The organism is Pseudomonas paraeruginosa PA7 (assembly GCF_000017205.1).
GTDB classification, from domain to species: Bacteria; Pseudomonadota; Gammaproteobacteria; order Pseudomonadales; family Pseudomonadaceae; genus Pseudomonas; species Pseudomonas paraeruginosa.
This window is the reverse complement of the sequence record NC_009656.1, coordinates 3,758,873-3,772,560: the sequence shown is the minus strand read 5'-3', so window position 1 is coordinate 3,772,560 and position 13,688 is coordinate 3,758,873. Positions and strand designations below refer to the sequence as shown.

The following is a 13,688-nucleotide window of genomic DNA, read 5'->3' as shown; positions in this document are numbered from 1 at the left end:
ACATGAACAGCCACGAGATTCTCTTGATCCTGGCCTTCTTCGCCCTGGTCCTGGTGCCCGCACCGTTCCTCGGGCGCTATTGCTTCAAGGTGATGGAAGGCCAGCGCAATCTCCTCAGCGCGCCGCTGGCGCCACTGGAGCGCGCCTGCTATCGCCTGTTCGGCGTCGATCCGGCGAGCGAGCAGGACTGGAAGACCTACACCCTGGCGCTGCTGGCATTCAACCTGGCCGGCCTGGTCCTGCTGTTCGCGATCCTCGTGCTGCAGGGCAGCCTGCCGCTGAACCCGCAGCACCTGCCGGGCCTGGAGTGGACCCTGGCGTTCAACACCGCGGTCAGCTTCGTCACCAACACCAACTGGCAGGCCTACAGCGGCGAGGCTTCGCTGAGCTACTTCAGCCAGATGCTCGGCCTCACGGTGCAGAACTTCGTCAGCGCGGCGGTCGGTCTCTGCGTGCTGGTGGCCCTGGCGCGCGGCATCAGCCGCCGCTCCACACGACAGCTGGGCAACTTCTGGGTCGACCTGACCCGCGCCACCCTCTACGTGCTGCTGCCGCTGTGCCTGCCACTGGCGCTGCTGCTGGTCTGGCAGGGCGTGCCGCAGACCTTCTTCGACTATGTCCACGCCACCACCTTGCAAGGCGCCGAGCAGACCATACCGCTCGGCCCGGCGGCCAGCCAGATCGCCATCAAGCAGCTGGGCACCAACGGCGGCGGCTTCTTCGGCGTCAACTCGACCCATCCGTTCGAGAACCCGAGCGCCTGGAGCAACCTGTTCGAAGTGGCCTCGATCATCCTGATCCCGGCGGCGCTGGTATTCACCTTCGGCCATTACGTGAAGGACCTGCGCCAGAGCCGCGCGATCCTCGGCTGCATGCTGCTGCTGTTCTGCCTCGTCCTGGGCCTGTCGCTGTGGGCCGAATACCAGCCGAACCCGGCGCTGGCGCAGTTGCCGGTCGAACAGGGCGCACCGATGGAGGGCAAGGAGAGTCGCTTCGGCACCGCCGCCAGCATGCTCTGGGCGATCACCACCACCGCTGCCTCGAACGGCTCGGTGAACGCCATGCACGACAGCCTGAGCCCGCTGGGCGGCATGCTGCCGCTGCTGAACATGATGCTCGGCGAGGTGATCTTCGGCGGTGTCGGCGCCGGCCTCTACGGCATGCTGCTGTTCGTCCTCATCGCGGTGTTCCTCGCCGGCCTGATGGTCGGGCGGACGCCGGAGTACCTGGGCAAGAAGCTCGAGGCGAAGGAGGTCCGCCTGCTGGTCTTCACCCTGCTGGTGATGCCGGTCGGCGTGCTGGTGCTCGGCGCCATCGCCGCCAGCCTGCCGGGACCGGCCTCGGCGGTGACCAACCCCGGCCCGCACGGCTTCAGCCAACTGCTCTACGCCTATACCTCGGGGACCGCCAACAACGGCTCGGCGTTCGCCGGCTTCGGCGCCAACACGCCGTTCCACAACCTGATGATCGGCCTGGCCATGCTCATCGGCCGCTTCGGCTACATCCTGCCGATCCTCGCCATCGCCGGCAGCCTGGCGGCGAAGAAGGCCAGCCCGGTGGGGCCGAACAGCTTCCCGACCCACGGCCCGCTGTTCGTCAGTCTGCTCACCGTGACCATCCTGCTGGTCGGTGGCCTGACCTTCCTGCCGACCCTGGCCCTCGGCCCGATCGCTGAACAACTGAGCCTCGGCTTCTGAAGGAATCGCACATGAACGCTCAGACCCAGGCGTCCAAGAACGCCTTGCACAAACCGCTCGAACGTCGCAGCAACGCATCCACCAGCCTCGCCGCCCTGTGGCGGCCGGCGCTGCTGCAAGCCTTCGTCAAGCTCGATCCGCGCCAGTTGCTGCGCTCGCCGGTGATGCTGGTGGTCGAACTGACCGCCGTGCTCACCACCTTGCTGTGCTTCGTTCCCGACCAGGCGGTGCCGACCTCGGTGGCGCTGCAGATCGCCCTCTGGCTGTGGTTCACCGTGCTTTTCGCGAACTTCGCCGAAGCCCTCGCCGAGGGGCGCGGCAAGGCCCGCGCGGACAGTCTCAAGGCCGGCAGCCAGGGCCTCTCCGCCAACAGGCGGCGCGCCGACGGCAGCTTCGAGAGCGTCGCCGCCGGCAGCCTGCGCAAGGGCGATGTGGTGCGGGTCGAGGCCGGCGAGATGATTCCCGGCGACGGCGAAGTCATCGAAGGCGTGGCGGCGGTCAACGAGGCCGCCATCACCGGCGAATCGGCGCCGGTGATCCGTGAGTCCGGCGGCGACCGCTCGGCGGTGACCGGCAACACCCAGGTGGTCTCCGACTGGCTGCTGGTGCGGATCGGCGCCAACCCGGGCGAGTCGACCCTGGACCGGATGATCGCCCTGGTGGAGGGCGCCAAGCGGCAGAAGACCCCCAACGAAGTGGCGCTGGACATCCTGCTGATCGGCCTGACCCTGATCTTCCTGCTGGTGGTGGTGACGCTCAAGCCGTTCGCCCTGTTCGCTGGCGGCAACCTGCCGCTGGTATTCCTGGTGGCGCTGCTGGTGACGCTGATCCCGACCACCATTGGCGGCCTGCTCTCGGCCATCGGCATCGCCGGCATGGACCGCCTGGTGCGCCTGAACGTGATCGCCAAGTCCGGCCGCGCGGTGGAGGCCGCCGGCGACGTACACGTGCTGCTGCTCGACAAGACCGGCACCATCACCTTCGGCAACCGCCGCTGCAGCGCGCTGTACGCCGCGCCTGGGGTGAGCGGCAAGGAACTGGCCGAGGGCGCGCTGCTGGCCTCGCTGGCCGACGATACGCCGGAAGGCAAGTCGATCGTCGAATACCTGCGCATCCTGCATCCGATCGAGGAGCCGCGCCGCGAGGAACTGACGCCGATCGCCTTCAGCGCGGAAACCCGCCTGTCCGGGGTCGACTGGAACGGCCAGGTCTTGCGCAAGGGCGCGGTGGATGCGGCGCTGCGCTTCATCGACCTGCCGCGGGAGAAGATGCCCGAGGTACTTTCGCGGGAGGTGGAAAAGATCGCCCAGAGCGGCGGCACCCCGCTGCTGGTGGTAGCCAACGGCCGGTTGCTCGGCGCCATTCACCTGAAGGACGTGGTCAAGCCGGGCATTCGCGAACGCTTCGCCGAACTGCGCCGGCTGGGCATCCGCACCGTGATGGTGACCGGCGACAACCCGCTGACCGCCGCCGCCATCGCCGCCGAGGCCGGGGTCGACGACGTGATCGCCGAGGCTACCCCGGAGAAGAAACTGGCGCGGATTCGCCAGGAACAGGGCGAAGGTCGCCTGGTGGCGATGTGCGGCGACGGCGCCAACGACGCCCCGGCGCTGGCCCAGGCCGACGTCGGCATGGCCATGAACGACGGTACCCAGGCCGCCCGCGAGGCGGCCAACCTGGTCGACCTGGACAGCGACCCGACCAAGCTGCTCGACGTGGTCCGGGTGGGCAAGGAGTTGCTGGTCACCCGCGGCGCGCTGACCACCTTTTCCATCGCCAACGACGTGGCCAAGTACTTCGCCATCCTGCCGGCGCTGTTCGTCGGCATCTACCCGCAGCTCGACGTGCTCAACGTGATGCGCCTGCAGAGCCCGCAGAGCGCGATCCTGTCGGCCATCGTGTTCAACGCGCTGATCATCGTCGCGCTGATCCCGCTGGCGCTGCGCGGCGTGCGGGTGCAGGCGGCGGACGCTGCGCAACTGCTGCAGCGCAACCTGCTGGTCTATGGCGTCGGCGGCCTGGTGGCGCCGTTCCTCGGGATCAAGGCGATCGACCTGCTGCTGACCGCAGTCGGTCTGGCATGAACAACGGCCCTCGCCGTCGGGCGCGGGCCTGGGACTGAAGAGAGGATCTGCACATGTTCAAGCAACTCCGTCCGGCACTGGCCTCACTGCTGGTGCTGAGCCTGGCCACTGGCGTGGCCTATCCGCTGCTGGTCACCGGCATCGCCCAGCTGGCGTTCCCCGGGCAGGCCAATGGCAGTCTGCTGCGCGACGCCGGGGGCAAGGTGCTCGGCTCGCGGCTGATCGCGCAGAAGTTCGACGGCGAGGAGTGGTTCCATTCGCGGCCTTCGGCGGGCGACTACGCCACCGTTTCCAGTGCCGCGAGCAACCTGGCGCCAAGCAACCCGGCGTTGGCCGAGCGTATAGCCAGGGATGCCGCCCACGAGCGTTTCGCCGACCAGGGACCGGTGCCGCTGGCGCTGCTCACCACCTCGGGCAGCGGCCTCGATCCGCAGCTTCCTCCCCAGGCCGCGCGCTACCAGGCGCTGCGCGTGGCCACGGCGCGCGGGCTGCCGCTACGGCTGGTGGAGGACCTGGTGGAAAGCCACACCGAGCGGCCGCTGGTGGGGCCGCCGGTGGTCAACGTCCTGGCGCTGAACATGGCGCTGGCCGGTATCGGCCGCTAGGTTTCCCCATAGGCGCGAGGACCTGAAATAATGCCGGATCGGCGGATGATCGCCGGCGATCGCCCGCCCCTCGCGGCGCAGAGCAACGGAGCACGACCGATCCATGACCGACACCGCACGCGCCGACGCGCTGCTCGCCGACCTGCCCGGTGACGGGCGCGGCCGCCTGAAAGTCTTCCTCGGCGCGGCGCCGGGGGTGGGCAAGACCTTCGCCATGCTGCAGGCCGCCCAGGCCCAGTTGCGCCAGGGCGTGAAACTGCGCGCCGGGGTGGTCGAGACCCACTCGCGGGCGGAAACCGAGGCCCTGCTCGCCGGGGTGCCGCAGCAGCCGCTGCGCAGCCTCGAATACCGCGGGATGAAACTGCAGGAGATGGATCTCGACGGGTTGCTCGCCGATCCGCCGGCGCTGGCCCTGGTCGACGAGCTGGCCCACAGCAATGTTCCCGGCAGCCGCCACGCCAAGCGCTGGCAGGACATCCAGGAACTGCTGGCGGCGGGGATCGACGTCTACACCACGGTCAACGTCCAGCACCTGGAGAGCCTCAACGACCAGGTCCGCGACATCACCGGCGTGCAGGTCCGCGAGACGGTGCCGGACTGGGTGCTGCAGGAAGCCTACGAGATCGTCCTCATCGACCTGCCGCCGCGCGAGCTGCTGGAGCGCCTGCGCGAGGGCAAGGTCTACGTGCCGGAGCAGGCGCGGGCGGCGATCGACGCGTTCTTCTCGCAGACCAACCTCACCGCGTTGCGCGAACTGGCGATGCAGACCGCCGCCGCGCGGGTCGACGCCGACCTCGCCCACCGCTACCGCCAGCGCGGCGAGGAGGCGCCGGCGCTGCGCGGCCGGCTGCTGGTGGGCATCGACGGCGACGAGCAGGCCGAGCGCCTGGTACGTCACGCCTGCCGGGTCGCCGAGCGCCGCCACCTGCCCTGGAGCGTGGTGCATGTCGACACCGGCGGGCTGCGTGGCGAGCAGGCGCGGATGCGCCTGCAGGGCGCCCAGCAGCTGGCCGAGCGGCTCGGTGGCGAGATCGTCGTGCTGCGCGCCGGCGAGGTGGCGCGGACTCTCCTGCAACATGCCCGCGAGCGCCGCGCCAGCCTGGTGCTGGTCGGCCAGTCGCGGCGCCGCTGGTATCGCCGAGCCTTCGGCGGCGGCCTCGCCGGACGCCTGCTGCGCGACGGCCAGGGCCTGGAGATCAGTGCCCTGGACAGCGAGGCCGACCTGCGTCCGGCGGAACCGCGGCCACGCTATCCGCTGGCCTGGAACGACTATCTGCTGGCGCTGCTGGCGACCGCCCTGGCCAGCGGACTGGCCTGGGGCGTGGCGCACCTGCTGGAACTGCCGAACATCTCCCTGGTGTTCCTCATGGCGGTACTGCTGGTGGCCGTGCGCAGCAGTCTGATGCCGGCATTGCTGTGCGCGGTGGCGTCGTTCCTGGCCTATGACTTCCTGTTCATCCCGCCACATTTCTCCTTCGCCATCCATCGTCACGAGGACCTGCTGAGCCTGGCCTTCTTCCTGTTCATGGCCGGCCTCACCGGCAACCTGGCGGCCCGCCAGCGCCGACAGCTGGAGGCGCTGCGCGACACCCAGGAGGAGACCAGCCTGCTGCTGGAACTTTCGCGCAAGCTCACCGCCGCCACCGACCGCCAGGCGGTGCTGGCCGCCGCCGCCCAGCAGTTCGAGGGCTGGCAGGACGTCGAGGTGTGCCTGCTCGGCCAGGTCAATGGCGAATGGAAAACCGAGGCCGGCGCGCAGCGGCCGCTCACGGACCAGGAACGGGTCGCCGCCGATTGGGCCTGGAGCCACGACCAGCCGGCCGGGTTGGGCACCGGCACCCTGCCGGGCGGGCGCTGGTGGTGGTGGCCGCTGTCGGCGGAGGAGGGGCCGCTGGCGCTGCTCGGCATCGCACCGTTGGACGGCCAGCCGCTCAGCCCGCAGCGCCGGCGCCTGCTCGCCGCCCTCGGCCAGCCGCTGGCCCAGGCCCTGGCGCGGGCGCGCCTGGCCGAGGACCTGGAGGCCGCGCGCCTGCATGGCGAGACCGAGCAGTTGCGCAGCGCCTTGCTCGCCTCGGTATCGCACGACCTGCGCACGCCGCTGACCGCCATGCGCGGCTCCATCGACAGCCTGCTGGCGTTGGGCGAGGCGATCCCGCCGGCGGATCGTCGCGAACTGCTGGAAAGCACCCGCGACGAGGCCGAGCGGCTGGATCGCTACATCCAGAACCTGCTCGACATGACCCGTCTCGGCCACGGCGGACTGAAGCTGGCGCGCGACTGGGTGGCCCCCGGCGACATCGTCGGCAGCGCGTTGAACCGCCTGCGTGCGGTGCTGGCGCCGTATCGGGTGCAGGCCATCGTGGGCAACGACCTGCCGCTGCTGTATGTGCACGCGGCGCTGATCGAGCAGGCGCTGATCAACGTGCTGGAGAACGCCGCGCGCTTCTCGCCGAGCCAAGGCCGGTTGCGCGTCGAGGTCAGCCAGGGCGACGCCGAGCTGCGCTTCGCGGTAAGCGACGAAGGGCCGGGAATTCCCCTGGCCGAACGGGAGAAGATCTTCGACATGTTCTATACCGCCGCGCGCGGCGACCGTGGCGGCCAGGGCACCGGCCTGGGACTGGCGATCTGCCAGGGCATGATCGGTGCCCACGGCGGCCGCATCAGCGTCGGCGAAGGCCTGGACGGTCGCGGCACCACCCTGGTCCTGCACCTGCCGCTGCATCCGCAGCCGGACCTCGGGCAACTGGAGGCCGACGAATGAGCACGGCGCGCTTGCCTGGCGCCGCCGGCCGCGCTATTCCTGCCGTTTCCGCGACGCCGCCGCCGGCTCGTCGCCCGTTTCCTCCTGCCATGCCGAGCGCCATGACCCAATTGCAGAACACCATCCTGCTGATCGACGACGAGCCGCAGATCCGCAAGTTCCTCCGCATCAGCCTCACCGCCCAGGGTTACCGGGTTCTGGAGGCCGGCAACGGCGAGGAGGGGCTGGCCCAGGCCGCGTTGAACCGGCCGGACCTGGTGGTACTCGACCTCGGCCTGCCGGACCGCGACGGCCAGGACATTCTCCGCGACCTGCGCGAATGGTCGGCGGTGCCGGTGCTGGTGCTGTCGGTGCGCGCCAGCGAGGGCGAGAAGGTGCTGGCCCTGGACGGCGGCGCCAACGACTACGTGACCAAGCCGTTCGGTATCCAGGAGTTCCTCGCCCGCGTTCGCGTCCTGTTGCGCCAGGCGGCGCAGGGCGAGAGCCCTGAGGCGGCGGTGACGGTCGGCCCGCTGCAGGTCGACCTGGCCTACCGCCGGGTCAGCCTGGCCGGCGCCGAGGTGGCGCTGACCCGCAAGGAATACGCGGTGCTCGCCGCGCTGGCGCGCCATCTAGGCCGGGTGGTGACCCAGCAGCAACTGCTCAGGGATATCTGGGGGCCGACCCACGTCGAGGATACCCACTACCTGCGGGTGGTGGTCGGCCACCTGCGCCAGAAGCTCGGTGACGACCCGGCGAGCCCACGCTTCCTGGTTACGGAGGCGGGTGTCGGCTACCGCCTGCGCGATAGCTGATGCAGAGCGTTTTTTCGCGCGGCGGGCATGCCGCGCGCGCCTTCATCGCCTATGATGCCGCGCATTCGCGCCAGCCGCGCATCCGGCCCGGCGTTCCAGCGTCACGATGAAGGTCACCATGCAGCAACTGTTGAACGAGATTCTCGATGAAGTCCGCCCGCTGATCGGGCGTGGCAAGGTCGCCGACTACATTCCCGCGCTCGCTGGCGTCGAGCCGGACCAACTGGGGATCGCCGTGTACAGCCGCGACGGCGAACTGTTCCATGCCGGCGATGCGCTGCGGCCGTTTTCCATCCAGAGCATTTCCAAGGTGTTCAGCCTGGTCCAGGCGATCCAGCATTCCGGCGAGGACATCTGGCAGCGCCTCGGCCACGAGCCCTCGGGCCAGCCGTTCAACTCCCTGGTGCAGCTGGAGTTCGAGCGCGGCCGCCCGCGCAACCCGTTCATCAACGCCGGCGCCCTGGTGATCTGCGATATCAACCAGTCGCGCTTCGCCGCGCCGGCGCAATCGATGCGCGACTTCGTCCGCCGCCTGTGCGGCAACCCGGAGGTGGTCTCGGATTCGGTGGTGGCGCGCTCCGAGTACCAGCACCGCTCGCGCAACGCGGCGGCGGCCTACCTGATGAAGTCGTTCGGCAACTTCCACAATGACGTCGAAGCGGTGCTGCTCAGCTATTTCCATCATTGCGCGCTGCGCATGAGCTGCGTCGACCTGGCGAGGGCGTTCTGCTTCCTCGCCGACAAGGGCTTCTGCAAGCACAGCGGCGAGCAGGTACTCAACGAGCGGCAGACCAAGCAGGTCAACGCGATCATGGCCACCAGCGGGCTCTACGACGAGGCCGGCAACTTTGCCTATCGGGTCGGCCTGCCGGGCAAGAGCGGTGTCGGCGGCGGCATCATCGCGGTGGTGCCGGGGCGCTTCACGGTCTGCGTGTGGTCGCCGGAGCTGAACGGCGCCGGCAATTCCCTGGCCGGGATCGCCGCGCTGGAGAAGCTCAGCGAGCGGATCGGCTGGTCGATCTTCTGAAGCCGCCGTCCGTCGCGGCGGCGCTCGAATTCCCGGCGCCGCTGCGCTATGTTCTGTGGCTACCGCTTGCCGGCGCCGGATGCGCCGGATGCGCCGGTCCACTCGCCAGGAAGGTCGCCATGTCCCGTCCGATCCCCGTTTCCCGTGTCTTCGCCTGCCTCACCGTTCTCGCCGCCTGCGCGCATGCCGGCGCCGCCGAACCGGACTGGCGTGGCTACACCAGCGAACAGCAGCAGCGCAGCGTGCTGGCTGTCGAGCAGGACGCCGAAGTCATCAACAAGCGCTACTACGACAGTGCCTTCGAGGACTTCCTGCCGGAACTGGAACAACTGGAACTCAGCCTGGCGCAGCCCGCCGTCGCCATCGACGAGAAAGGCCTGCTGGGCAACTGGAAGTGCCGCTCGACCCAGGCCGACCAGTACGGCATCTATCGCTATCCGAACTTCCAGTGCCGCATCCGGCGCACCGACCAGGGCCTGTTCCTGGAGAAGACCAGCGGTTCGCAGCGGGTCAGCGGCTACCTGTTCCCGGAAGGTGCCGAGCGCTACGTGTTCCTCGGTGGCGCCACGGTCAACGACGAACCCCAGGTGGCCTTCAGCGGGCTGGCCCATGGCGCGCCGGCGGAGTCCGACGTGGTCGCGCTGCTGCGCCCGCACGCCGGCGGCTTCCTCCTGCTGTTCCCGGAACGGCGCGGCGGCTACGAGGTCCTCGAGTTCAGCCGCTGAGCCTCAGGCGTTGTCTTCCTCGTAGCGCTCCAGGGTGTCGCTGGCGATCTGCCGGCCAAGGGCGATCAGCTCCGGCGCCTTGTAGAACTCGAAGAAGCGGCAGACCCGCTTCGGCACGTTGATCAGGATGTCCGGCGGATAGCCGGCGATCTTGTACTGCGCCAGCGAGGTCTGCATCACCTCGAAGCTCTGGTTGACCAGTTCCAGCAACGACGCCGGGCCGCTGCTCTCCACCACCGTGGTGCCGCTGGCCGACTTCGGCGAGTCCTTGCCCTGCGGCGCCGCGGCCGGCTGTTGCAGTTGCGGCTCGGCGGGCTCCTCGGAATCCGCCGGCACCGGGTGGAGCAGGGCGTCGGCGCTCAGTTCCGGCGGGGTGTTGTCGTCGCCGTGGCGGCGGAAGAACGAGAGTTTGTGGCCGAGGCTCTCGATCATGCTGTCGAAGCGCCCCTTGAGCGCGGCCGGACGCTCGATCACCGGCAGGTGGTACTGCTTCTGGTTGGTGGCGTTGAGGTTGACCGCGATGATCAGGTCGCTGTGGGCCGACACCACCGGGACGATCGGCAACGGATTGAGCAGGCCGCCGTCGACCAGCATGCGGCTGCCCTGCATGACCGGGGTGAACAGGCTCGGGATCGCCGCCGAGGCGCGCATGGCCTGGTGCAGGCAGCCCTCCTGGAACCATATCTCCTGCTGGTTGGTGAGATCGGTGGCGACCGCCGTGTAGGGGATCGACAGGTCCTCGATGTTCACCTCGCCGAGGATCTCGTGGATCTTGCCGAACACCCGCTCGCCGCGGATCGCGCCGAGGCGGAAGCTGACGTCGAGCAGGCGCAGCACGTCGAGGTAGTCCAGGCTTTCCACCCACTCGCGGTACTCGCGCAACTTGCCGGCGGCGTAGATGCCGCCGATCACCGAACCCATGGAACAACCGGCGATGCAGGTGATCTCATAGCCGCGTGCCTCGAGTTCCTCGATCACGCCGATGTGCGCATAGCCGCGCGCACCGCCGGAGCCCAATACCAGGGCGACCTGTTTGCTCATCTGCAACCCCTTGCCAATACTGCGTGACGAAGCGAAAACGATACGCGCGTCAGCCGGCCGCCGCCAAGAGCGCCGCGCCGGTCCGTTCCCTGTCCGGAGACCTGTCGATGAAAACCTGGATCGTTCTGCCCGTCCTCGCCCTGACCCTGGCCGGCTGCGCCGGCAAGACCGCCTACCGGGAAAACTGCGCCGACCAGCTGGACGCGGCCTGGAAGGAGCTCGACCTGGCCAAGGCCGAAGGCTTCGCCGGCACCGTCAGCTACTCGAAGGCCCTGACCCTGCTCACCGGGGCCAAGACCCAGCAGCAGTTCGAGGCCTACGAGGGCTGTACCAGCAAGGCCGAGAAGGCGCGCTTCTATATCCGCGAGTCGCGCGCCGGGCGTTGAGACGGGCGCGGCGATCGGACCGCTGGCGATGGCGTCGGCTTTGCTAGAATGGGCACTTTTCCGACATCCACGGGAGTACACCGATGAGCGAGGCGATCCGCCTGACCCAGTACAGCCACGGCGCCGGCTGCGGCTGCAAGATTTCGCCCAAGGTACTGGAGGTGATCCTCGCCGGCAGCGGCGCGCAGAACCTCGATCCGAAGCTCTGGGTCGGCAACGCCTCGCGCGACGACGCGGCCGTCTACGCCATCGACGAGGAGCGCGGGGTGGTTTCCACCACCGATTTCTTCATGCCGATCGTCGACGATCCCTTCGATTTCGGCCGGATCGCCGCGACCAACGCGATCAGCGACATCTATGCCATGGGCGGCGACCCGCTGATGGCCATCGCCATCCTCGGCTGGCCGGTCAACGTGCTGGCCGCCGAAGTCGCCCGCGAAGTCATCGCCGGTGGCCGCAGGGTTTGCGAGGAGGCCGGCATTCCGCTGGCTGGCGGGCATTCCATCGATGCTCCCGAGCCGATCTTCGGCCTGGCCGTGACCGGTATGGTGGAAAAGCGCTTCATGAAGCGCAACGACACCGCCGAGGCCGGCTGCCGGCTGTACCTGACCAAGCCGCTGGGCATCGGCATCCTCACCACCGCCGAGAAGAAAGCCAGGCTGCGCGCCGAGGACGTCGGCGTGGCACGTGACTGGATGTGCACCCTGAACAGGCCCGGCGCGCGCTTCGGTCGCCTGGCCGGGGTCAGGGCGATGACCGATGTCACCGGGTTCGGCCTGCTCGGCCACCTGGTGGAAATGGCCGACGGCAGCAGGCTCACCGCGCGCGTCGAATACGCCGCGGTGCCGCGCCTGGCCAGCGCCGAGTACTACCTGGAGCAGGGCTGCGTGCCCGGCGGCACCCTGCGCAACTTCGACAGCTACGGCGAACGTATCGCGCCCCTGCCGGAGGTGCAGAAGCTGCTGCTCTGCGACCCGCAGACCAGTGGCGGCCTGCTGGTGGCGGTGGCTCCCGAGGGCGAGGCGGAGTTCCTTGCCGTGGCGGCGGAACTCGGCCTGCAACTGGCGCCGATCGGCGAGCTGGTCGAGCGACAGAGTCTCGCGGTACAGGTGGTGTGATGCGCGACAACACCCAGCATTACCGCGAACTGTTCCTCGAAGACACACCCCTGATGGACGTGCGCGCCCCGGTGGAGTACCACAAGGGCGCCTTCCCCCACACGGTCAACCGGCCGCTGATGAACGACATCGAACGGCAGAAGGTCGGTACCAGCTACAAGCAGCACGGCCAGCAGGCCGCCATCGCCCTTGGCCACGAGCTGGTCTGCGGGGCGGTCAAGGCCGAACGGCTGGCGGCCTGGAAGGCCTTCGCCGAAGCCAATCCGAACGGTTACCTGTATTGCTTCCGCGGCGGCCTGCGCTCGCAGATCGTCCAGCAGTGGCTGAAGCAGGACGCCGGCATCGACTATCCGCGGGTGATCGGTGGCTACAAGGCGCTGCGCAACTTCCTTTTCGAAACCACCCGCGCGGCGGTCGATGAATGCGACTTCGTGCTGGTCGGCGGTCTCACCGGCTGCGGCAAGACCGAGGTGATCGCGGCGCTGGACAACAGCCTCGACCTCGAAGGCCACGCCAACCACCGCGGCTCCAGCTTCGGCCGGCGGGCCACGCCGCAGCCGGCGCAGATCGACTTCGAGAACCGCCTGGCCATCGACATCCTGAAGAAGCGCCATCGCGGCGTCGGCCAGTTCGTCCTCGAGGACGAGGGGCGGATCGTCGGCAGCTGCTCGCTGCCGCTGGAGCTGTACCAGGGCATGCAGGGCTATCCGCTGGTGTGGCTGGAGGACGGCTTCGAACAGCGCGTCGCGCGCATCCTCAAGGACTACGTGATCGACCTGCGCAGCGAGTTCGAGCGCGTGGTCGGTGCGGAAGAGGGTTTCGCCGTCTTCTCCGCCTACCTGCAGAAGAGCCTCGCCGGCATCGTCAAGCGCCTGGGTGGCGAGCGCTACCAGCGGCTGGCGGCGATCCTCGTGCAGGCGCTGGAGGAGCAGGGCCGCGATGGCTCGGTGGAGACCCACCGCGGCTGGATCGAGGGCCTGCTCAAGGAATACTACGACCCGATGTACGCCTTCCAGCGGCAGAGCAAGGAAGACCGCGTCGAGTTCCGCGGCAACCAGGCCGAGGTGATCGCCTACCTGCGCCAGCGTCAGGCGCTGCGGCCGTCGTAGTGCTGCAGCGGTAGCGCGTCGGCGTCGACGCCCTCCAGGCAGCGCACGTTGACCGCGGCCATGGCCTGGCCGTCCGGGCCGATGCCTTCGCTGAACGGCGCGCAGCCGCAGGTGGGACAGAAGTGATGCTGCAGGCGGTGGCTGTTGAAGCTGTAGGTGCGCATGGCGCTGGCCGGGGTCTTCAGCGCCAGCCGGTCGCGCGGCACGAACCACAGCAGCCAGCCGCGCCGGCGGCACAGCGAACAGTTGCACTGGATCACCCGGTCGGGATCGCCCTCGACCTCGTAGGCGATGGTTCCGCAGTGGCAGCTTCCTCGATGGTTCATGGCGTTGTCTCCGAT

12 protein-coding genes are annotated in these 13,688 nt (G+C 69.0%); 10 read left to right on the top strand and 2 right to left on the bottom strand.

Annotated features, from left to right (window positions below):
* Nucleotides 1–2: 2 nt before the first annotated feature.
* The 7 genes from kdpA (at nt 3) to PSPA7_RS17255 (ending at nt 9,693) form a co-directional block, all read left to right on the top strand.
* Nucleotides 3–1,697, top strand: coding sequence for a potassium-transporting ATPase subunit KdpA (gene kdpA, locus PSPA7_RS17285; RefSeq protein WP_012076261.1), 1,695 nt, complete (start codon nt 3–5; stop codon nt 1,695–1,697).
* Between the two features lie 11 nt (nt 1,698–1,708).
* Nucleotides 1,709–3,781, top strand: coding sequence for a potassium-transporting ATPase subunit KdpB (gene kdpB, locus PSPA7_RS17280; RefSeq protein ID WP_012076260.1), 2,073 nt, complete (start codon nt 1,709–1,711; stop codon nt 3,779–3,781).
* Nucleotides 3,782–3,834: 53 nt separating this feature from the next.
* Nucleotides 3,835–4,386 carry a potassium-transporting ATPase subunit KdpC gene (gene kdpC, locus PSPA7_RS17275; RefSeq protein WP_012076259.1) on the top strand — a complete coding sequence of 184 codons (552 nt, stop codon included), beginning with the start codon at nt 3,835–3,837 and terminating at the stop codon, nt 4,384–4,386.
* A 103-nt stretch (nt 4,387–4,489) separates the two neighbouring features.
* Nucleotides 4,490–7,147 carry a DUF4118 domain-containing protein gene (locus tag PSPA7_RS17270; protein WP_012076258.1) on the top strand — a complete coding sequence of 886 codons (2,658 nt, stop codon included), beginning with the start codon at nt 4,490–4,492 and terminating at the stop codon, nt 7,145–7,147.
* A gap of 101 nt (nt 7,148–7,248) precedes the next feature.
* Entirely contained in the window at nt 7,249–7,941 is a 693-nt protein-coding gene (locus PSPA7_RS17265) for a response regulator (RefSeq protein ID WP_003155703.1), read from the top strand.
* Between the two features lie 118 nt (nt 7,942–8,059).
* Nucleotides 8,060–8,968: a glutaminase B gene (gene glsB / locus PSPA7_RS17260; protein ID WP_034000544.1), complete on the top strand. Its 909-nt coding sequence runs from the start codon at nt 8,060–8,062 to the stop codon at nt 8,966–8,968.
* 119 nt (nt 8,969–9,087) lie between these two features.
* Nucleotides 9,088–9,693 carry a DUF4893 domain-containing protein gene (locus PSPA7_RS17255; protein WP_012076256.1) on the top strand — a complete coding sequence of 202 codons (606 nt, stop codon included), beginning with the start codon at nt 9,088–9,090 and terminating at the stop codon, nt 9,691–9,693.
* Nucleotides 9,694–9,696: 3 nt separating this feature from the next.
* Here the strand turns inward: PSPA7_RS17255 and PSPA7_RS17250 are convergent, their stop codons facing one another.
* Nucleotides 9,697–10,734, bottom strand: coding sequence for a patatin-like phospholipase family protein (locus tag PSPA7_RS17250; RefSeq protein ID WP_003155708.1), 1,038 nt, complete (start codon nt 10,732–10,734; stop codon nt 9,697–9,699).
* 107 nt (nt 10,735–10,841) lie between these two features.
* On the opposite strand from PSPA7_RS17250, the gene PSPA7_RS17245 reads away from it, so the two are divergent.
* The 3 genes from PSPA7_RS17245 (at nt 10,842) to mnmH (ending at nt 13,347) form a co-directional block, all read left to right on the top strand.
* On the top strand, nt 10,842–11,120 hold the full coding sequence (locus PSPA7_RS17245) for a hypothetical protein (RefSeq protein ID WP_003097836.1): 279 nt from the start codon (nt 10,842–10,844) through the stop codon (nt 11,118–11,120).
* An 83-nt stretch (nt 11,121–11,203) separates the two neighbouring features.
* Complete coding sequence (gene selD / locus PSPA7_RS17240) at nt 11,204–12,238, top strand: selenide, water dikinase SelD (protein WP_003155711.1); 1,035 nt, start codon at nt 11,204–11,206, stop codon at nt 12,236–12,238.
* Nucleotides 12,238–13,347 carry a tRNA 2-selenouridine(34) synthase MnmH gene (gene mnmH / locus PSPA7_RS17235; protein ID WP_012076255.1) on the top strand — a complete coding sequence of 370 codons (1,110 nt, stop codon included), beginning with the start codon at nt 12,238–12,240 and terminating at the stop codon, nt 13,345–13,347. The genes selD and mnmH overlap by 1 nt, the downstream gene beginning before the upstream one ends.
* Here mnmH and PSPA7_RS17230 read toward each other — a convergent pair.
* Nucleotides 13,326–13,673: a GFA family protein gene (locus PSPA7_RS17230; protein ID WP_003155714.1), complete on the bottom strand. Its 348-nt coding sequence runs from the start codon at nt 13,671–13,673 to the stop codon at nt 13,326–13,328. The two genes, mnmH and PSPA7_RS17230, sit on opposite strands and share 22 nt — an antisense overlap.
* Nucleotides 13,674–13,688: the final 15 nt, after the last annotated feature.